17 protein-coding genes and 1 tRNA gene are annotated in these 18699 nt (G+C 60.5%); 4 read left to right on the top strand and 14 right to left on the bottom strand.

Translation table 11 applies throughout. The features are described from left to right. Positions 1-204 precede the first annotated feature (204 nt). The 6 genes from VJ651_RS16470 to glpD all read right to left on the bottom strand — a co-directional run bounded on the left by VJ651_RS16470 (position 205) and on the right by glpD (position 5921). Positions 205-489: a DUF2160 domain-containing protein gene (locus VJ651_RS16470; RefSeq protein WP_324108489.1), complete on the bottom strand. Its 285-nt coding sequence runs from the start codon at positions 487-489 to the stop codon at positions 205-207. Between the two features lies 1 nt (position 490). Next, entirely contained in the window at positions 491-1294 is an 804-nt protein-coding gene (locus VJ651_RS16465; RefSeq protein ID WP_324108492.1) for a carbohydrate ABC transporter permease, read from the bottom strand. Continuing rightward, complete coding sequence (locus VJ651_RS16460) at positions 1294-2163, bottom strand: carbohydrate ABC transporter permease (RefSeq protein ID WP_136418047.1); 870 nt, start codon at positions 2161-2163, stop codon at positions 1294-1296. The genes VJ651_RS16465 and VJ651_RS16460 overlap by 1 nt, the downstream gene beginning before the upstream one ends. 1 nt (position 2164) lies before the next feature. Then, positions 2165-3253: an ABC transporter ATP-binding protein gene (locus VJ651_RS16455; RefSeq protein ID WP_324108488.1), complete on the bottom strand. Its 1089-nt coding sequence runs from the start codon at positions 3251-3253 to the stop codon at positions 2165-2167. Further along, positions 3240-4349: an ABC transporter ATP-binding protein gene (locus VJ651_RS16450; RefSeq protein ID WP_324108487.1), complete on the bottom strand. Its 1110-nt coding sequence runs from the start codon at positions 4347-4349 to the stop codon at positions 3240-3242. The genes VJ651_RS16455 and VJ651_RS16450 overlap by 14 nt, the downstream gene beginning before the upstream one ends. 69 nt (positions 4350-4418) lie before the next feature. Further along, on the bottom strand, positions 4419-5921 hold the full coding sequence (gene glpD / locus VJ651_RS16445) for a glycerol-3-phosphate dehydrogenase (RefSeq protein WP_324108486.1): 1503 nt from the start codon (positions 5919-5921) through the stop codon (positions 4419-4421). Between the two features lie 154 nt (positions 5922-6075). On the opposite strand from glpD, the gene VJ651_RS16440 reads away from it, so the two are divergent. Then, positions 6076-6855, top strand: coding sequence for a DeoR/GlpR family DNA-binding transcription regulator (locus VJ651_RS16440; protein ID WP_136418044.1), 780 nt, complete (start codon positions 6076-6078; stop codon positions 6853-6855). Between the two features lie 236 nt (positions 6856-7091). On the opposite strand, the gene VJ651_RS16435 is transcribed toward VJ651_RS16440, so the two are convergent. Next, on the bottom strand, positions 7092-7949 hold the full coding sequence (locus tag VJ651_RS16435) for a c-type cytochrome (protein ID WP_324108485.1): 858 nt from the start codon (positions 7947-7949) through the stop codon (positions 7092-7094). 211 nt (positions 7950-8160) lie between these two features. Here VJ651_RS16435 and VJ651_RS16430 point away from each other — a divergent pair. After that, a tRNA-Arg gene (locus tag VJ651_RS16430) sits at positions 8161-8236 on the top strand. Positions 8237-8296: 60 nt separating this feature from the next. After that, positions 8297-8554 carry a DUF6538 domain-containing protein gene (locus tag VJ651_RS16425; RefSeq protein WP_324108484.1) on the top strand — a complete coding sequence of 86 codons (258 nt, stop codon included), beginning with the start codon at positions 8297-8299 and terminating at the stop codon, positions 8552-8554. Positions 8555-9017: 463 nt separating this feature from the next. Here the strand turns inward: VJ651_RS16425 and VJ651_RS16420 are convergent, their stop codons facing one another. The 6 genes from VJ651_RS16420 to VJ651_RS16395 all read right to left on the bottom strand — a co-directional run bounded on the left by VJ651_RS16420 (position 9018) and on the right by VJ651_RS16395 (position 16112). Further along, positions 9018-9539, bottom strand: coding sequence for a DUF4411 family protein (locus tag VJ651_RS16420; RefSeq protein ID WP_324108483.1), 522 nt, complete (start codon positions 9537-9539; stop codon positions 9018-9020). Continuing rightward, entirely contained in the window at positions 9536-10714 is a 1179-nt protein-coding gene (locus tag VJ651_RS16415) for an XRE family transcriptional regulator (RefSeq protein ID WP_324108482.1), read from the bottom strand. The genes VJ651_RS16420 and VJ651_RS16415 overlap by 4 nt, the downstream gene beginning before the upstream one ends. 639 nt (positions 10715-11353) lie before the next feature. Further along, positions 11354-12211, bottom strand: coding sequence for a fumarylacetoacetate hydrolase (locus VJ651_RS16410; RefSeq protein ID WP_324108481.1), 858 nt, complete (start codon positions 12209-12211; stop codon positions 11354-11356). 95 nt (positions 12212-12306) lie between these two features. Continuing rightward, a complete protein-coding gene (locus VJ651_RS16405; RefSeq protein ID WP_324108480.1) occupies positions 12307-14118 on the bottom strand; it encodes a hypothetical protein in 1812 nt (603 codons plus the stop codon). Positions 14119-14427: 309 nt separating this feature from the next. After that, a complete protein-coding gene (locus tag VJ651_RS16400; RefSeq protein ID WP_324108479.1) occupies positions 14428-15099 on the bottom strand; it encodes a hypothetical protein in 672 nt (223 codons plus the stop codon). Between the two features lie 161 nt (positions 15100-15260). Further along, entirely contained in the window at positions 15261-16112 is an 852-nt protein-coding gene (locus VJ651_RS16395) for an SDR family oxidoreductase (protein ID WP_324108478.1), read from the bottom strand. Positions 16113-16198: 86 nt separating this feature from the next. Here VJ651_RS16395 and VJ651_RS16390 point away from each other — a divergent pair, with 86 nt between their 5' ends. Continuing rightward, on the top strand, positions 16199-16612 hold the full coding sequence (locus VJ651_RS16390) for a helix-turn-helix domain-containing protein (RefSeq protein ID WP_324108477.1): 414 nt from the start codon (positions 16199-16201) through the stop codon (positions 16610-16612). A 310-nt stretch (positions 16613-16922) separates the two neighbouring features. Here VJ651_RS16390 and VJ651_RS16385 read toward each other — a convergent pair whose 3' ends face one another. After that, the gene (locus VJ651_RS16385; protein ID WP_324108476.1) at positions 16923-18668 is read right to left on the bottom strand and encodes a carboxylesterase/lipase family protein; all 1746 of its coding nucleotides are present in this window, start codon (positions 18666-18668) and stop codon (positions 16923-16925) included. Between the last annotated feature and the right edge of the window lie 31 nt (positions 18669-18699).

Here is an 18699-nt window from a genome sequence, read left to right as displayed (position 1 = left end):
GTCGAGGGCTGGAATTCCTGCGTCACCCACTTCTCCGCCGCCGTCATGTCCGCCCACGACGCCCCCGAGGCCAGCATCGCAGCCGCCGCCAGCGCTGTCAGTTTCAGTCTCATATCTCCACCTTTTCTTGTTGCCTTCCCTATAGCGGTGATGCACGGCGAGGGGGAAGGGCCTCGCGCAGCATCGAAACGTCGAACGACTTGTTCAGCCCCAACGCATCACGATCAACAACACCACAAAACCAATTGCGCCGCCGACGGCCTGATGCATCTCGGTCAGACCGGCCCAGGCGAGATTGATATACGCCGCCGTCAGCAGCCCGATGAACAGGCGGTCGCCGCGCGTCGTGGAAATCGGCAGGAAACCCTTGCGCTCGACGCAGGGCGAACGGATTTCCCAGATCGTCATGCCGATCAGCGTCAGCGCGATCACGCTGAAGAAAATGGTGACCGGCGTCGTCCATGCCATCCATGCAAATGCGTTTTCCATGTCACACCCTCCCCATCGCAAAGCCTTTTGCGATGTAATGCCTGACGAACCAGATCACCAGCGCGCCGGGCACGATGGTCAGAATGCCGGCCGCCGCCAGTACGCCCCAGTCCATGCCTGCGGCCGATACGGTACGCGTCATGGTGGCCGCGATCGGCTTGGCGTTGACCGAGGTCAGCGTGCGCGCCAGCAGCAGTTCGACCCAGCTGAACATGAAGCAGAAGAACGCGGTCACGCCGACGCCGGCCTTGATCATCGGCAGGAAGATCTTGATGAAGAACTTCGGGAAGCTGTAGCCGTCGATGTAGGCGGTCTCGTCAATCTCCTTCGGCACGCCCGACATGAAGCCTTCCAGGATCCACACCGCGAGCGGCACGTTGAACAGCATGTGCGCCAGCGCCACCGCCAGGTGCGTGTCCATCAGCCCGACCGTCGAATACAACTGGAAGAAGGGCAGCAGGAACACGGCCGGCGGCGTCATGCGGTTGGTCAGCAGCCAGAAGAACAACTGCTTGTCGCCGATGAAGGAATAGCGCGAGAACGCGTAGGCCGCCGGCAGCGCGACACCGACCGACAGCACCATGTTGATCACCACGTAGATGATCGAATTGATGTAGCCGTCGTACCAGGACGGGTCGGTCAGGATGGTCTTGAAGTTGTCGAAGGTGAGGTGCGTCGGAACCAGCGTCATGACGCTGGTGATTTCCTCATTGGTTTTCAGGGCCATGTTCAGCAGCCAGTAAATCGGCAGCATGGCCAGCAACAGATACAGAAACAGTATCGGGCCGGTAATGCGTTTGTCCATCATTTTGAATCTCCTGTACCGAGGCGCTGCATCCAGTTGTAGAGAATGAAACAGAACAGCAGGATGATGAGGAAGTAGATCAGAGAGAACGCCGCCGCCGGGCCGAGGTCGAACTGGCCGACCGCTTTCTGCGTCAGGTATTGCGACAGGAAGGTCGTCGCATTGCCAGGTCCGCCGCCGGTCAGCACGAAGGGCTCGGTATAGATCATGAAGCTGTCCATGAAACGCAGCAGCACGCCGATCATCAGCACGTTGCGCATCTTCGGCAGCTGGATGAAGCGGAACACCGCCCAGCGCGATGCGCCATCGATGCGCGCCGCCTGGTAATAGGCATCCGGAATCGAGCGCAGCCCCGCATACGCCAGCAAAATGACCAGCGGCGTCCAGTGCCAGATGTCCATCACCAGCACCGTGATCCAGGCATCGAAGGAATCGCCGGTGTAGTTGTAGCTGATGCCCATGTTATTAATCGTGTATCCCAGCAGACCGATATCGCCGCGGCCGAAAATCTGCCAGATGGTGCCGACCACGTTCCAGGGAATCAGCAAGGGCAGGGCGATCAGCACCAGCGACATCGACGCCTTCCAGCCTTGCGCCGGCATGGTCAGCGCGACCAGGATGCCGAGCGGAATCTGGATCGCGAGCACGCACAGCGAAAACACGAGCTGGCGCGACAGCGCGCCGTGCAACTCGCTGTCCCGCATGATCATGCGGAACCATTCGGTGCCGACGAAAACTTTCTGCGTCGGGCTGAGAATGTCCTGCACTGAGTAATTCACGATCGTCATCAGCGGCAGGATCGCGGAGAAGGCCACGCACAGCAGGACGGGAAGGATAAGGAACCAGGCGCGGTTATTAAAGGTTTTCATGTCAAGCCACCCGCTTGTCGTTGAGGTAGTACAGCGTGCGTTCCGGAGGGAAGCGCAGCCACGTGGCCGCGCCTTGCGTCAGCGGCAGGGGAGTGCGCAGCTTGGCCGAGACCGTTCGCTGTCCCAGCCGGAACTCCGCCAGATGGTGTGTTCCGAGGTCGCGCACGAAGACCACGCTGGCCGGCACGGCGCCCGCCTGTTCGGTGAGCGAGCATTCGACGAATTCCGGGCGGATGCCCAGCACCGCGTCGCCGCGACCCATGGCCAGCGCGTTCAGGACATTTTCCGTAACACCGATCGCATGCTCTTCGATGGTCGTCACGCCGTTCCTGATCGTCAGCGGCAGCAGGTTCATGCCGGGATTGCCGATGAAGTAGCCGACAAAGGTATGGCCCGGCGCTTCGAACAGTTCCTGCGCGGTGCCGGTCTGCACCACTTCGCCCTGGGTCATGACCACTACCTTGTCGGCGAAGGTCAGCGCCTCCACCTGGTCGTGGGTGACATAGATGAGCGAAAGCTTCAGCTCGTGATGGATTTCCTTGAGCTTACGGCGCAGCAGCCATTTGAGATGCGGATCGATCACGGTGAGCGGCTCGTCGAACAGCACCGCCGCCACATCGGGACGCACCAGGCCGCGTCCGAGCGAGATCTTCTGCTTGGCATCGACCGACAGGCCGCTGGCGCGATGCTTGAGGTCGCTGCTCAGTTCCAGCATTTCCGCCACCTGCTCGACGCGCTTGCGCAGCTCGCTCTCTTTCCAGCCGCGATTGCGCAGCGGGAAGGCGAGGTTGTCGAACACGGTCATGGTGTCGTAGATGACCGGGAACTGGAACACCTGCGCAATATTGCGCTGCTCCGGCGGCAGGTCCGTCACGTCCTTTCCGTTGAACAGCACGCGGCCGTGCGAGGGGCGCACCAGGCCGGAGATGATGTTCAGCAGCGTGGTCTTGCCGCAGCCGGAAGGACCCAGCAGCGCATAGGCGCCGCCGTCTTCCCAGCTCATGTCCATCGGGCGCAGCGCGTAGTCGGTGGGCTGGGACGGATTGGGCTTGTAGGCGTGCGCCAGGTCAACTAAATCAATACGCGCCACGGTTTCCTCCTGACAGATGGGGGGCGAACAGCAAGTCGCCCTCGGGCGAAAAGACAAACAGCTCGTCCGGCCGGAAGTACATGCGGCAGCGCTCACCAAGGTCGATGGTGTGCACGCCGGGCAATTGCGCGACCAGGGCAATCCCGTCGCGATGCACGTGCACATAGGTTTCGGAACCGCTGATTTCGGACAGGTCGACGTCGGTCTCGATGGAAGTATCCTTGTCGCTTGCGGGTGCCAGGCGCAGGCTGTGCGCGCGCAGGCCCAGCGTGACTTCCTTGTGCGTGCCTATCCTTTCGCGCTGTGCCGGCGACAAGGCCACGGTGAAATCCACGCCCGCGCGTGCCATGCCCTGGCCGTCGACCGCTGCGCGGATCAGATTGATCGGCGGATCGCTGAAAGTGCGCGCCGCATCGATGCTGACCGGCGCGTTGAACACGTCGAGCGTCTGGCCGAACTGCAGCATGCTTCCTTCGTGCAGTACGGCGGTATAGCCGCCGAGTTGCAGGGCTTCGAGCGGTTCCGTGGTCGCGTACACCACGGTGGTCTTGCCGTTGGAGAAGAGCTCGGTCAGTTCATTGCGCAGCTCTTCGCGCAACTTGTAGTCGAGGTTGACGAGCGGCTCGTCGAGCAGCAGCAGCTCGGCATCCTTCACCAGCGCGCGCGCCAGCGCAGTGCGCTGCTGCTGGCCGCCGGACAGTTCCGCCGGCCGGCGCTGCAGGTAAGGCGTGATATGCAGGCGTTCCGCGATGTCGTGTACGCGGGTGCGGACCTGGCTCTCGGGCACCCGGCGCAGGCGCAAGGGCGAGGCGATATTGTCGAACACCGACATCGCCGGGTAGTTGATGAACTGCTGATACACCATGGCGAGGTCGCGCTCGCGCACCGACACGCCGGTGACATCCTGCCCATCCACCAGCACCCGCCCGCCGGTCGGCCTGTCGAGCCCCGCCATCAGGCGCATCAACGACGTCTTGCCGGCACGCGTGGTGCCGAGCAGGATGTTGATGGCACCCGCTTGGAGCTCCAGCGACAACGGATAGATGTGGTCCTCAGCACCATGCTTTTTGCTGGCACTCTCTAATGCTAGGCGCACTTTGTTCTCCTCCAAAAAAATCCCTTGCGTCGACACTTATGCCGGTTCGATCGCAACTGTCTTCTAGTTTTACCGATTTTTCAACCAGTCGTCCAAGACGGCTTCGGCGCCGGCCGGAACACGCAGCCCGAGCTTGGAGCGACGCCACAGGATGTCTTCCGCGCGCGTCGCCCATTCATGCTGCATCAGGTAGACGACTTCTGCCGCGTACAGGCCGGGAAGGATTTCGTCGCCCATGTCGCGCAGTGCGTTGCGGCCCTTCAGCAGCACATCGATGCGCCTGCCGTATGCATGCGCATAGCGCGTAACCAGGCCGGCATCCAGCCAGGCATACTGCTGCTGTTTCTGCTGCACGAAGGTGTCGAACTCGAGCACCGAACGGTTGTTGGGGCGCGCGCCGTGGATGTCGCCGCCGGGCAGGCAGGCATGCTCGGTCCATGCGCCATGTCGATTGCCGAGACGTTCCGCAACCATGTCGACCGCTTCTTCGGCCAGCTTGCGGAAGGTCGTGATCTTGCCGCCGAAGACCGAAAGCAGAGGCGCACCGTCGTTTTCCATTTCCAGCCGATAGTCGCGCGTGACCGCCGATGCGCTGGCGGACTCGTCCTCTACCAGCGGACGCACACCGGAGTATGCCCAGATCACGTCGGACGGCTGCACCGGGCGCTTGAAATAACGTTGCGTCAGTTCGCACAAGTACACGACCTCCTCTTCATCGATGCGGACCTTGTTGGTGTCGCCGTGGTACTCGATGTCGGTGGTGCCGACCAGCGTGAAATCGTCCTGGTAGGGAATCGCGAAAACGATCCGTCCGTCGGGATTCTGCAGGATGTAGGCATAAGGATGGTCGAACAAGCGGCGCACCACGATATGGCTGCCTTTGATGAGACGCAAAGCCTTGTCGGACGGCTGGTGCGCGGCGCCTTTCAGGAAGTCGGTGACCCAGGGCCCGGTCGCGTTGACGATGCAGCGTGCCTGCACCGTGGTGATGGTGCCTGCAGCGTGGCGCAGCGCGGCCGCCCAGCGATCGCCTTCGCGCCAGATGGTTTCGCAGGCGCTGCGGGTGAAGACCTGGGCGCCGTGTTCGGCCGCGTCCATCGCGTTCAGAACCACCAGGCGCGCATCATCGACCCAGCCGTCGGAATAGACGAAACCGCGCGTGAATTCGGACTTGAGCGGCTTGCCGGCCGCGTGCTTGCGCAGACTGACGGTTTCCGACCCCGGCAGCAATTCGCGGCGGGCCAGATGATCGTAAAGGAACATGCCGGCGCGAATCATCCACGCCGGCCGTTGCCCCTTGTCGTGCGGCATGACGAAGCGCATCGGCCACATGATGTGCGGCGCCGCGCGCAACAGCACCTCGCGTTCGATCAGCGCCTTGCGCACCAGGCCGAACTCGTAATGCTCGAGGTAGCGCAAGCCGCCATGAATCAGCTTGCTGGAAGCGGACGACGTATGCGACGCAAGATCATCCTTTTCACACAGCACCACCGACAGGCCGCGACCCGCGGCGTCGCGCGCAATGCCAACGCCATTGATGCCGCCGCCGACGACCAATAGGTCGCACTGCAAGTTTCCTGATGTCTCCACCGCGTATCCTCGTCGCACGTAGTGTTTAGTAGTAATATTTGATAACAATAGATCGATTACTCTAATTTTACAAGCGTTTTTTTTCGTTTGTGTTCGTTTATGATTAGTTTGCGTGTTTTTAATTTCGGAGGTGATATTGGCACTTAATCCCAGGCAAAGGCGTTTGCTGGAGTATGTCCGGACGCACGAGACCGTCTCGGTCGAGGAGCTGGCGCGCGAATTCAGCGTCACCTCGCAGACCGTGCGCCGCGACATCAAGCAGATGGCCGAGGCCAATCTGCTGGCGCGCTATCACGGCGGAGTGGGGCTGGCCTCCTCGGTGGAAAACATCGACTACGCGCAGCGCCAGTCACTGCATGTGGGCGCCAAGCGCAGCATCGCCGCGGCGGTTGCGCAGCGCGTGCCCGAGGGCTGCTCGCTGCTGATCAACATCGGTACGACAACGGAAGAAGTGGCGCGCGCACTGGTCAATCACCAGGGGCTGCATGTCATTACCAACAACCTCAATGTCGCCACCATCCTGTCCGACAACCCGAGATCGGAAGTCATCATCGCCGGCGGCGTCGTGCGCAAGCGGGACCGCGCCGTCATCGGCGAAGCCACCAGCGACTTCATCCGCCAGTTCAAGGTCGACATCGGCATCATCGGCATCTCCAGCATCGAAGCCGACGGCACGCTGCGCGACTTCGATCCGCGCGAGGTGAAAGTGGCGCAGACCATCATCGAACAATCGCGCGAGGTGTGGCTGGTCGCGGACGGCGACAAGTTCGGCCGGGAAGCGCTGGTGCGCATGGGGCACGTGTCCCAGGTGAACAAGCTGTTTACCGACACACGCCCGCCGGAAGCGCTCGCCAGGATTCTGAAAACACATGCAGTGGAGGTCATCGTGACCGAAGCGGCCGACCGCGCCGCTTGAGCGCGCAAGGCGCGACCTGACAGCCGTCGGCCAGGCTCCGTGAGATCCGGGCCGAAGCGCATAACACATCAGGCGACCCGCGACCGGGCGCACTTGTGATGCATTGGTTCTATATCAGTTGGCGCAGGTGCTGGAAATCAGCGTGGCGAATTGCCGGGGGAAGGGCGGAAATACCCTCGCAAAAAAAAGAAGGCGGGACCAAGCCCGCCTTCCTTTTGTTTTCCTTGTATTGCGACTTACTTCGCTGCAGCGGCCATGTAATCCACGGCAGCCTTGACTTCGTCATCCGAAGCGGTAGAGCCGCCCTTCGGAGGCATCATGCCGGCCTTGCCCTGGAAGCCCTTGATCGCGTGGTCATACAGCGTGGCCGAGCCTTGCTTGAGGCGCGGCGCCCATGCAGCCTTGTCGCCGAACTTCGGCGCGCCCGCGATGCCGGCGCCATGGCAAGCCTGGCAGGTTGCTTCATACAGCTTCTTGCCATCGGCCTTGCCGGCGTCGGCTGCCTTCGGCTGTTCGGCCGCTGCCGCTGCCGCCGGTGCTGCTGCGGCCGGTGCAGCAGCTGCAGGTGCCTCCGCCGGAGCGGCTGCCTTGGCTGCCGGCTCCTTCAGCTTGCCGCCGGACTGGTTCGCCATGTAGACCACCGCGCGTTCGACTTCGACATCGTCCAGATCCGGATTGCCGCCCTTGGCCGGCATTGCGCGAATGCCCTTCAGAGCGTGATCGACCAGCGTCGACTGACCTTGCGCGAGACGGGCAGACCAGGCACCTGCGTCGCCGACCTTCGGTGCGCCTGCTGCGCCGGTCGTGTGGCAGGCAGCGCAAACCGCCTTGAATACCGCTTCACCGCTTTGCAACTGCTTCGGCGCGCTCGCGTCCTTCAGCGTGAAGCCCTCATCGGCCACCGGGCGCAGACGCTCGGCGATCGCTTCCGGCGACTGCGCACCCGATCCGGCGCCAACCTTGTTGCTGTTCGACACGTACTGGACCAGCAGCACGATGCAGATGATCGGAACCAGGAAGCCGGCAATCACGGCAGCGATCAGCTGCTTTGGCGTCTTGATGGCGGATTGGTGTTCGTTGTGTGCGTCGCTCATTATTCCCTCAATGCAATTTCGAAACTGATGGGGCGGGTATGCAGATCAAGCGCACAGCGTCTCTGAAGCTCGTTAATGCTGCAACGCAATACCTCGCAAAACCCTTGATTATAGACGCAAAGAGGTCAATTTGGAACGAAAGATCCATGGTTTGCATGGACGTGCAGACAGAAAAACGGTATCCTTCATGCCTCCTCAGCATTCCCTCTACGCGGCTGTAGCTCAGTGGATAGAGTATTGGCCTCCGAAGCCAAGGGTCGTGGGTTCGATCCCCGCCAGCCGCGCCATCCGCGCCAAAGTCCTTATGTGACGCGGAACCTAGAGCCAGCAAGGCTTTCAAGCAGGGAATGTACCCCGTGGGTGTTACACCTAACCTTAAAAGGCTTATGTGTACACATCTCGCAAAGCGTGGCTCCCGGTACTATTTCCGACGCAAAATCCCCCTAGATTTGCTCCCGCACTACAAAGGCAGAGAGGTCATGCGCTCGCTTGGAACTTCCGATACCGTTGAGGAAGTACGCGGCAACACGCAATCCGGTTCATTGAGCAGTTGCAGCAGGCAGGGCAAACCCCGCAGAACATCAACATGCACTTGGCGAGCCTGATAAAGCTCCTGAACTACGCGGTGCGTCTTGACTTGATAAGGGCGAACGAGGCATCTGGCTTAACCGTCAAAGCTCCCAGCAGTGAGAAGGCGCGGAGGTCATTCGATCTTCCGGCGCTTAAAAGTATCTTCAGCAGTCCCGTATATGCGGCCGGGCATCGTCCGAAGGGAGGTGGCGGGGAGCGAAACGTCACTTTGCTCAACATAGTACGAATTGCTGAAGCGATGAGCTGCAAGCCCTCAGACATTCTTGTTGACGCAGGGCTCTAGCAACGAAAGAAATTTGCGGAAGCTGACGGCGCGTTCGGGTTGAAGACACCCCGGGTAGGGGGAAGTCTACGCATAATCTCGAAGGAATAGGCCCGCAAACATGCTTCAATTTAGTGTGCGAATGTAGTCGCTACGACCGCGTGGGAGAACGCACTATAGCTGACAATGTTGCGTCAGAATTACGCGCAGGGAGGCTATGCTGCCCAGCCGGTGCGGAAGCCGAGCCGCCTTAGCATTGTAAAGGTGTCGCAACAAGGAACGCCAGTTTTGCGACAGATGTCCGGCACCTTTTGATTGGCTCGTTGCTTCGCAGGCTTTGATACTTCGTTTGAGACGACGCACCTACCGCTAGGATCAACAAGGCCATATGCAACAAGGAAAGGGTCGCGCCCTAACTGGTCGATTTCGTTGTCGTTCAAGTCCGGAGCATAGGCATTCGTTACGGTGGCCACAGCCTCCGGATCGACCTCTTCCTTGAGAACAAGTACTTCTGCAACATCGTCCCGGCATATCCACTCGTTCAATAGATCACGCTTCGCGTCAGCACCCCCGCGCACTTCCTCAAACGTTTCCAGCGGCATGGCGATCACACCGTTAGCCGCACAATGAAGTACCCAGCCCCAAAACTCGGGGACCATGTCCGCCCCGTAGTATTTGTTATGAGCATCGATCAAGACGTTTGCGTCTAAGAGATACAGAGTTGGTCTCCCCGTCATACTCCGTCCACAAGCAAGGCAACGTTATTGGGACGGACGCCGAGAATGCGGCCAGCTTTTGTAGGCGTGAGAACTCCTTCATCGAGAGTGCGCTTAACAATCTTGACTAGAGCACTACCGAGCCGGTGTCGTCTTACCATGTAATAGCTCGGACCACCTTCGGCCTCAGCTGCCGCTTGTTTGATTGAAGTCTTTTCCTGGAGCCACAGTTCGCGGAATCGTCCGGTCAGTGTTTCCCAAGTCACTTTTGTTATTCGACCGGCCTTGTAGAGCCGGTATGCAACCATGGATCGGCTTACCTTTCGTGTGTCGCCGAACTCACTAATGTCGGCCACGAGATCCTCGATTCGTTGCACACGGGGATTCCATTCAGCTAGCTCAGCCTGCGGTACAAGAAGCTCACTTGCAACGTCATTGCAGAACTTTTCGATATGCTTTTCGAACGCTCCCCCGCTGATTCCTGTCTGGCCAAGCCAAATGTGGACGAGTTCATGCAGCAGTGTGAAAGACCATGCGGACTTCGCATCCTGATCGTTGACTACTATGAACGGCGATACCTTGTCAGCCAAGGCAAATCCTCGAAACACCTCTGCGCTGACATTGGAGTGATGACTGCCTAGATTGCCAATCAGGAGAACGAAGACCCCGGTCAATTCGACCTGATTCCGCAGGTACCGAAAGGCATCTTCAATAGTTCGTTTCTTGCGGAATTGGTCTAATTCGAAGTCCAACGCCTTCCGGAGGCTCCTACAAACACCCTCGACCGGCTGATCCATTTGGATGCTGCCCACAAAAGGTAGTGCAACCGCTTCCTCAGCATCCTCCAGCGCCTCTTTGACAAGACGTTGGCGAACGAAAACATCCCGAACAAGGGCATCCAGTTTGCCTGCGCTTTCCTCCACGCGGTCTTCCGGTAAGGTGCGGAAGTCTTCTCCTCGTTCACCTCGTTCTGGAGGTTTCGCGAGATAGAAGGTTAGTAGCGGTCTCCGGTACGTCTTGGTCATACGTAATAACAATGACCTGCTTGGCGCGGCTTCACCGCCCTCGATACGCCCCAATGCGTCTGCGGGGGAAAGACGAGCGCCTCCAAGCTGCAATCCTTTGGCAGCATCATCAAGGGAAAGACCTGCGGTTTCCCTTGCCCAACGCAATACATCAGGGTTTACAGAAGGCATTGCTCGACAAAATTGGTTAAGCTTAATTGACTAAATGCAATAGTAGCATCGGGCTCCGAATCTCCATAATATAAGACTACCAACCCACTCTCTTGATTCATATTTTGTGGCAAATACATGCACGCTTCATGTAATCCTGACAGCAACAAAGCGTATTTGCATCCGTCCCGAAACTACGGAAAATGGAAGTGCTTATAGGCTCCCCTAGGAGGAAAGCTGGCGCATAAGTATGCAAATTGCTACACTTTGATTTTCCACCTGTAACACCCATGCACGCATAACTCCTTGATTTTTAAGGAGTGGGTTCGATCCCCGCCAGCCGCGCCAGTATTTCTCACAGCCTCCCGGTAGCAAGCGCTATCAATTCTGCAAGTTGTTTTTCTTATCCATCCGGCCTGCCTCCCGAATTTCCAAAAGAATAAAATTTCGAAACAGGGATTTCAACGACGACTTGATATTTGTTCGTTGAACACTTCACGCAGGAATCGCTTCGCTCATGCAGAACTTGCAGCCTAGGCAATGCGGAAATTCAATGAGTGCAGGAAACGAGAATCGTGCGATTGCACACCGTGAACCAGAACACGGGGCGCGTCCTGGCTGCACCACACTACGCGTTGTCCCGTCTCCGGACCGCCTGTCCTAGCGGAACTTCACACTCACGGTCGGCGTTCCATCAAGCCCTTCATAGACGACGCGTATGTCCGTCCCCGGCTTCGGCGGCGTGAGTTTCGAGAACGAACCCAGACTCAGCAGATCGCCTGCGCGCAGACGGCCGCCGGCGCGGGCGATGTCTTGTGCAAGCCAGATCACCGCGTTGAGCGGGTGCTCCATGACGTCGCTTCCTTTTCCATGGTCGAGTTCATGGCCTTCGCCGTCGAGCATGCGCACGGTCATGCCGGGAAGCTGACTGCCGAGCGCCGCCGACATGGGCAAGGGTTTGCCCATCACACCCAGCCGCGCGCCGACATTGAGATAGGTGAGCGTGGCGCCATTGAGTTTGCCCGGCTCCTGCACGATCAGGTCGGGCAGCTCGATGAAAGGAATGACCGCATCGATATGCTTCATGACTTCTTCCGGGGTCCTGGCCCGGTGGATGGCGGAACTCTTGACGCGAACCAGGAGGTCAGCCTCGAACACCGGCCGCGCGCCGAAGCGTGCCGGCACTTCCGCGCCATCCGGCAGCAGCATGTCCTTGAACAGGACGCCGCGCACGGGCTGGGCGTGATTGAAGCGCTTCTGCACCGCGGGGTTCGTCAGTCCCGCTTTGTATCCGACGACCGGGCCAAGTTGCTGGCCGAGGAACCGGACAATCTTGTCGCGGCCGCATTGCGCATCGTCGAGCGACATCGGCGGCGGATTCCCGATCGCCTGGCGGTTCATGTAGGAGGCGACAACCGTGGCCGCATCGAGGTCCGAGGGGCAGGCTGCCGAGGCGATGGTGGCGATGCCCGCGCAAGCCAATCCTGCAGCATATTGAAGCCAGCGTTGTTTCTTCATGTGTTCCCCCTTGTTATGTTGACTGGACTGCAAAGCATAACCGAATAGTGGTTGCCGCCATCTGCGCGTCGACACCGGCGCGGCCTGCGTCTGATTCATTCCCCTTTTTCCAGAATACGCAGTGCATCGCCGAAACGCCACACACGCCGGATCTCGACGACGTCATATCGGCGCAGCAGATCAGGGGGAAACGCATTCTGTTGTCCTGGGGATGCGGCAATCCGGCGCACCGTCTGGTCCAAATCATGCCGCGCGTCCGAGCGATGGATGATGACGTTCTCGATGCTCCCGTCGCTGCGAATGACGACGGTCACATCGGCATCGCCCTGCACTGGGGATTGCTCGCGATCGGGATTGCCGATGCGCTCGACCGTGTGGCGCCAGCGATCGATATACATTTTCAGGACGATATCGTCATCCGCGCCGCCGAAGATCGTGCGGCGGCGCGCGTCCTGCTCGGTATGCGTTTCAAGCCGGGTGGCATCGACTTTCCGGAGCTGGACGACTTTGGCTGCGGCAAGATCGCTATCGGAAAGCAGGATCGGGCCGTCATCGGTATCGGCCGGCGCGCTGTCCTGTGCCTGCACGGCGGACGCGCCCGAGGAGGACGAGGTCGGCCTCTCTTGAGGCGCGGCGGACAGGCTCGCTGTCGCCGCATTGCCGTCATGGGATACGAGGGCTTGCCCTGGCGCAGGCGACGCAGTCGCTGCACGCGCCGCGTGGGCGGCGGCTTCGCGTCTGGCGTTTTCATCCGCCCGACTTGCTTCCTCCAGGCGCTTGCCTTGTTGTCGACGTTCTTCTTCCCGTTGCTGCGCCGCCTGCTGCTGTGCGATCTGTTCCGCTTGCTTGCGCGCTTCCAGTGCCTCGGCCTGGCGTCGTGCGTTCTCTTCTTCCTGCCTTGCCGCTTCGAGTTGCCGGGCGCGTCGCTGTCTTTCTTCTTCAAGCTGCTGCGCGGCCTGCTTTTGCGCTGCCAGCTCCATGGCTTGCCGCTTTGCATTTTCTTCTTCCAGCCTGAGCGACTCGATTTGCGCGATGCGACGCAGGTTTTCTTCTTCACGTTGAGCGGCCTGCTGACGAGCGGTCTGTTCGGCCTGTTGTTGCGCTTCCTGTTCCTGGGCTTGCCGTCTGGCGTTTTCCTCCTCCAGCTTTTGCGCCGCGAAGTCGTTCTTTTTTTCGCTCTCCATTTCGTGCTCTCTTTGCAGGCGTTCCTGTTCGCGCGCGTCTGCCTCCGCTGGCGGCGTGGCCGGCTCGAGCATCTCAGGCGCCTGCTCTTGCATGCCGGGCGCGTTGCTTGGTTCGCTTGTAGCGACAGGTACCGGAAAGTTATCCTGCGCAGGCTGCTCCTTTGCGACGAGGCGCGGATGTGGTTTGACCTGCGCGGATTTGTGATGCGGATGACGCTGTGGAGCGCGCGCCTTGCGCGGCGGTTTCGCGGTTGCCGGACTGCGTTTGCCTTCCTGGTGCGGCGCCACGCGATGCGGCGCATTTTTTGCAGGCTGCAACAGCTTCAATCCAGGAGCGGGAGCGGGCGAGCTGGCGGAAGGAATCTCCGCGTGCCGCACCTTGTTTTCAAGTGGCGGGAGTGGCGCGACATTGACGGCATTTGCCGAAGCGCTTGTTGTGCTGTTCACACCGGCAATGCGGATATTCAATGCCGGTGCGTACGCGCGCCGCTCATCCCAGGGCAGTTGCAGGCCGGGCAGGCCAAGTCCTCGCATGCCGAACTGCAGCGACAGCAATAATGCGTGCGCCAGCAAGGAAAGCAGCAGTGCCGTGGTCAGGCGGCGTTGTGAGTGCGCGCGTCGCGTTGCGTCTGCGGTGTTGCGAGCTCCGTTGAATCCCGACGCATGCTGGAAGATCATCCGCATCCCGTGCAATGGATCAATGCCCTTGCGCGCGTGCGTCATGCGCGGTGTCAACTATTGAGCCGTCCACTACCTGTCTCAGCGTCTGTTCTTTCTGCCTCGCCATGGCCTTGCCCGCATCTGCTGTGGAACAAGTGAAGCTACCGCAACCGCATCATCGGCTTCTTGTGTAAGCGCAAAAACCGATCGCAGTTGGTTGCGCTCATGCTATCCCATGGCCATCCGGAATTGCTGTGCGGCGAGCGCAAGAGCTGCCGAGCACAATGCAGTGCGGGATGGTTCGTGCCGTGCTCCGGCTAACCATCCCGACCTGTGGATGCAAGAGGCCGCGCGGGCGGCCTTAGTCTTGTTTTAATGCAGGGTGGTGCTCGTCACCAGAGCCCCGTGCCGCCCGCGGGGCGTGGCTTTGGTCACGGCGCCTTTCCCTTTGCCGGCCTTGGCGGTTTTGGCGCCGCTCTTGGCCTGGGCCTTGTTCGCCGTTTTCGCGCTTGCCTTGCTCACGCCCTGCGCGCCGCCCTTGGTCGCGGTCTTCTTGCCGATGGTCGATTGCGCCGGTCGATTTACGCGGCTTTTCGTGGTGCCGGCAGTTTTGGTGGCGGCTTTCGCCTTGTCCGGAGTTGCCCGCTTGGTGGTCCGGGTCGTCGTACCTTGGGCCGCTGTCGCGGTTTTGCCGGATGACTTCGCCGGCTTGGCTGGCATGGTGCCTTGCGAAGCGGCACCACTGCCTGCCTTGGCGGAGCGGCGCTCAAAGCGTGCCAGCGTTTCCTCGAAAATTTTTTCCTTTGACATCGCTTCCTTCAGGTTGGCCGAGGGCGCGGTGCCGCGTTGTGTACCGGCGGAGGTCTTGCTGCGCTGTCGTTCCAGCATGGTGTGATATCTGTCCCGGGCCTTGCGTGCCCGCTCCTGCCGCTGCAGGAGCGCCTTGTCGCTCAATTCTCCGAGCAGGGGCGGGAAGCTCTCATTGATCAGCTTGAACTCGGTATCGGAAACCAGTCGTTTTGCGGTCGATCGTTGAATCGGCATGGGTATCTCCTTGTGAAAAGATGGGAGTGAGATAACACGCACACCAGAAAGTTTCCATTTTTGATAACAAGAAGTGACTCCGCGCGAATTTTTGGATTGATCTTCACGCCGATGGCCACCCTGCCGCCGGCATACACACCTATTGAGCAGGCCCGTTCACATCACTGCAGCGCTGCACGGACCAGCGGAGCCAGCGGCGTGGTCGGGCGACCGATGAGCTGGCTCAGCTGGCGGCTGTCGTCGAACAATCCACCCTTGGAGGCGCCGACGTCGGATTCCGCGATCAAGGTGGCGAACCCTTCGGGCAAGCCGGCACCGATCAATACGGACCTGAACTCGGCTTCGGCAAGATTTTGGTAGGCGACCGGCTTGCCTGCCTGGCGCGCAATCTCGGCAGCGAGCTCCGCCAATGTGTATGCGGTATCGCCCGCCAATTCATGGATACGGCCGGCCTGCTGGTCGAGGGTGAGCACGGCCGCTGCTGCAGCGGCATAGTCGGCCCGGGCCGCGGAAGCGATGCGGCCTTCGCCGGCGCTGCCGAGGTAGACGCCATGCTGCAGCGCTGCCGGGATGCTGACAAGATAGTTTTCCGTATACCAGCCGTTGCGCAGCAATACGAACGGGATGCCGGAGGCACGCAGGATGGATTCGGTTTCCTTGTGCTCGGCGGCCAGCGGCAATGGCGAGGTATCGGCGTGAAGAATACTTGTATAGGCCAGCAGCTTCACGCCGGCGCGCTGCGCGGCGTCGATCACCGCGCGGTGCTGCGGGACGCGCCGCCCCACTTCGCTGGAAGAAATCATGAGCAGCTTGTCCGCTCCCTGCAGTGCTGTGTGCAGGGTCTCGGGCTGGTCATAGTCGGCGTGCCTGACCTGAATCCCGCGTGCGGCCAGGTCTTTGGCTCGATCGGGATTGCGCACGGCGGCAACGATCTCATGGGCGGGCAGCTTCTGAAGCAGAGAATCGATAACCAGGCGGCCAAGCTGGCCGGAGGCAGCAGTGATGACGATCATGTCGGAACTCCTTGATGGATACACGGAGCCGGTATAATAATGCTCAAGCTAACTTAAAGTAGGTACGCACAAAAAGGTAAGTATCAATGAGCAAGAGTGCCAATGAAAAGACAGGAAAGCCGTCCCGCCTGTCGGCAAAAATGCAGCGCGGGAATCTGTTCTCCGAGAAGTGTCCGTCGCGAGAGGTGCTGAAACATGTGACGAGTCGCTGGGGCGTGCTGCTGCTGGTTGCGCTGCTCGGCGGGACGCATCGTTTCAGCGATTTGCGCCGCAAGGTGAACGGCATCAGCGAGAAAATGCTGGCCCAAACGCTGCAGTGGCTGGAGGCTGACGGATTTGTGGAACGCATCTCCTACCCGGTCGTGCCGCCGCACGTGGAATACACGCTGACCCCGATGGGCCGGGCAGTCGGGCAAAGGGTGGAGTCGCTGGCCGACTGGATCGAGGGAAATCTGCCGAAGATCATGGCCGCGCAACGGGCAGGAGCCGACGCGCGATAATCGACGCGGATTCCGCTGCGTCAAGCAATGCCGTTGAACTGACCTGTCCTGTGCAGCCGGTAACGGGCAAGATCCGCAGCCAGAAACAACTGCCCGGAATAATTCGCCGCTGCGGATGTCGGAGTCGCGGATGTCTTCGATGGACGGCGAACGACTGCCGTCCGTCTGATAGCGCGGACTGAAACGGGACGGCACCAGACTCGGCAACCCGGACGCACGCGCGAAGGAAGCAATTGCCGCGGGACTGGTTCGCGGGCGTGCGCACACAAGGCGAGGGCGGCGAAGCTCTGAGTCGCTTCGCCGCCGCGTCTTATTGCACGGAAATGGCCTTGCCGGTCAGCGTGGCATCGAAAATCAGGGTTCCGGGCCAGGTCGGCCAGACCACGTCGATCGAGCGGTTATTCGGATCGCCCTTTTCGGCGAAGGCGCCGATGGTTCGCATCATCGCTTTCGACAAGTCCAGGCGGCCGGGGAGATTTGCGTCCGTATTCATGATGTTGGACATCAGGGATGGGCCGAAATTGCCGAACACAAATGGCAGATCGAACAGGTGTGCCGCGCCGTAGATGTCGTTCCAGGGGGCGGGCTCCTTGTCCCAGTTGAACTGGTAGTACCAGACATCGGACTGCTGCGTTTTCAGGGCATTCAGAATGTTGTCGCGGCTGGCGAGGAAGAAGATCTTGTTGAACTGGTCCGCCCGTGCGGTAAAGCCGGTAACCGGCGTGTTGGCCGGCAGATAGGCTGGCGCGATCCATTGCTCGATGCTGATCTGCGGCGCATCGTTGGGCCGGTAATTGAACTGGGTGGAGAATAGTTGCGCGTCGCTCACGATGCGCGCACTGCCGGGAATGCCGCTCACCAGCGGCAGGAAGGAGGGGAACAGCTTGCCTTCGTCGCGCGTGTTACCGGCCAGCACCGGCACGCGCGCGTAATTGCCGGTGTTGATCGCGCCCACCGGGTCGCTCGCCACGACCGTGCCGTCAGGAATCGGGCCGGAGCCGGCCAATCCCGCGCCAGCAAGTTTGGTCAGCAAGGTGGCAAACAGCGCGGCCGGACTCTTGGAGCGCAGATAGGCAGCGATCTGCTCCTGCGTTTGGCTTGCTGCATACGCTTGCGCGGACGCGACGTCGCTTGCCTTGCCGTCGGCGATCAGCAAGTTGTAAAGCAGCGCGTTTCCCTGCGCCAGGTAAGTGGATGCGGGCGACATGGTCGGGATGGTGCCGGGCGGGAGATTGGTCGCCAGGGACAGGCCGCCGCTCAGCGGCACCGCGCGGTGGAACAGCTTGGGATGAGCGCTCGCCATCTTCGGTGAGGTCAGCAGCGCGTAGACATTGATCGCGCCGGCGGACTGTCCCATGATGGTCACGTTCCCGGGATCGCCGCCAAAGTTGGCGATGTTGCGGTTGACGAAGCGCAGCGCCTTGATGCTGTCGAGAATGGCGAAGTTGCCGGAATCCGACTCCGCGTCAGCGCCGGTCTTGAGCTGCGGCAGATTCAGGAATCCGAGAATGCCGAGACGGAAGTTGACGGTGACCACCACCGCGTCGGTGGTTTGCGCAAGGTTCGCGCCGTCGTATACCGGATCGGCGGTATAGCCCGACACATTGCTGCCGCCGTGGAAGAACACGATCACCGGCAGCTTCGGCTTGTTGTTGGCCGGTCGCCAGATATTGAGGTACAGGCAGTCTTCGCTGCCGACCGCCTGGTTCAAGGTGGTGCCGATTGTTTCATCGTAGCGGTTGTTCGCGCCCGGCCCGTAGATGCGCCCGTATTGCGCGCAGGCGTTGCCGAACTGCTTCGTGGTCAGCGTACCGTCCCACTTCGCCGGGTCCTGCGGCGCCTTCCAGCGCAATTCACCGGTGGGCGCCTTCGCATAGGGCACGCCTTTCCATGCATAGGTTTTCGAGGCGGGGGCGTTGCTGATTCCTTCTATGCTTCCGTATTCCGTCGCGCGCACCGTGGCCGGATGCGCATTGCGATCATTGTCGGCATGCGCGACAAGCAGTGGCGTGGACAAGACAAGTGCCGTCAGCCAACGTGTTGGGCTACTCCACATCGTTCGTCTCCTTGGTGTTGATTTGGGAAGG

The sequence above is a fragment of the Noviherbaspirillum sp. genome (assembly GCF_035254865.1).
GTDB lineage: Bacteria > Pseudomonadota > Gammaproteobacteria > Burkholderiales > Burkholderiaceae_D > Noviherbaspirillum.
Note: the sequence above shows the minus strand (reverse complement) of the source record. Positions and strands in the feature narration are given on the sequence as shown.